At 70.1% G+C, this 1,171-nt stretch carries 2 protein-coding genes; both read right to left on the bottom strand.

What is annotated here, in order from left to right:
- Nucleotides 1–118: 118 nt before the first annotated feature.
- Nucleotides 119–1,084, bottom strand: a complete 966-nt coding sequence (locus HUK84_RS19290) for an aspartate carbamoyltransferase catalytic subunit (protein WP_176641655.1) — start codon at nucleotides 1,082–1,084, stop codon at nucleotides 119–121.
- Nucleotides 1,081–1,171 (bottom strand): hypothetical protein (locus HUK84_RS23355; protein ID WP_246285782.1); only part of this gene is annotated, 91 nt, incomplete at its 5' end. The genes HUK84_RS23355 and HUK84_RS19290, both read right to left, overlap by 4 nt.

Below are 1,171 nucleotides of genomic sequence, written 5' to 3'. Positions count from 1 at the left end.
GGCAGGTCGATCCCGGCGATCACCCCGCCGCGCACCAGCAGCCGGCCGGGCCGGTCCAGCCCCCGCGCCGGGTCGATCAGGCGCACATTCTCGAAAATCGTGGCGTCTATTGCGGCGTTCACGGGGCATCTCCGGCACGCGACAGCAGGTCCAGCACGGCCATGCGCACGGCGACCCCCATTTCCACCTGCTCGCGGATCGCGCTCTGGTCGGAATCGGCGACGCGGCTGTCGATCTCGACGCCGCGATTCATCGGGCCCGGATGCATGACCAGCGCCTGCGGACGGGCCACCGCCAGCCGCTTGTGATCCAGGCCATAGAAGCGGAAATATTCGCGCGCGCTGGGCACCTGGCCGCCGCTCATGCGCTCGCGCTGCATGCGCAGCATCATCACCACGTCGGCGTCGCGCAGCCCGTCTTCCATCGTGTAGTGCACATCCACCCCCAGGGCGCCGATCGCGCCGGGGATCAGGGTCGGTGGCCCGACCACCCGCACCCTCGCCCCCATCGCCGTCAGCAGGTGGATGTTCGACCGCGCCACCCGGCTATGGCTGACATCGCCGCAGATCGCTACCGTCAGCCCGTGCAGCGTGCCGAAATGCCGCCGGATCGTCAGTGCATCCAGCAGCGCCTGGGTCGGATGCTCGTGCGTGCCGTCGCCGGCATTCACCACGCTGGCCTCGACCTTGCGGGCCAGCAGCGCCGGTGCGCCCGACTGCGAATGCCGCACCACCAGCAGGTCGGTGCGCATGGCGTTCAGCGTCGCCGCCGTATCCAGCAGCGTCTCGCCCTTGTTCACCGACGAACTGGCCACCGTCATGTTGACCACGTCCGCGCCCAGCCGCTTGCCCGCCAGCTCGAACGAGGTCCGCGTGCGGGTGCTGTCCTCGAAGAACAGGTTGATCACGGTGCGTCCGCGCAGCCGGTCGCGCGGCGTCTTGCGCGACCGGTTCATCAGGGCATAGCTCTCGGCCAGGTCCAGGAACGGCTCGATACGGCTGGGATGCATGCCCTGCACGCCCAGCAGATGCCGCGCATGCTGCGCGAAGAACCGTGGCGGTGCGGCGCGCGGGGCGTCGTTCATCGGGCGACTGCCCCGATCCGGGCCATCACCTCGTCCCGCCCCAGCGCGGCCAGCGTCGCGTCGATGCCAGGCGAGGTCGTGGTGCCC

Source organism: Nguyenibacter vanlangensis (assembly GCF_013376155.1).
Classification (GTDB): domain Bacteria; phylum Pseudomonadota; class Alphaproteobacteria; order Acetobacterales; family Acetobacteraceae; genus Gluconacetobacter; species Gluconacetobacter vanlangensis.
This window is presented reverse-complemented; position numbering and strand designations above follow the sequence as displayed.

Bases quoted from the DNA above. Each gene is read 5' to 3' on its own strand.
- HUK84_RS19290 (WP_176641655.1), bottom strand. From the start codon at position 1,084: ATGAACGACGCCCCGCGCGCCGCACCGCCACGGTTCTTCGCGCAGCAT.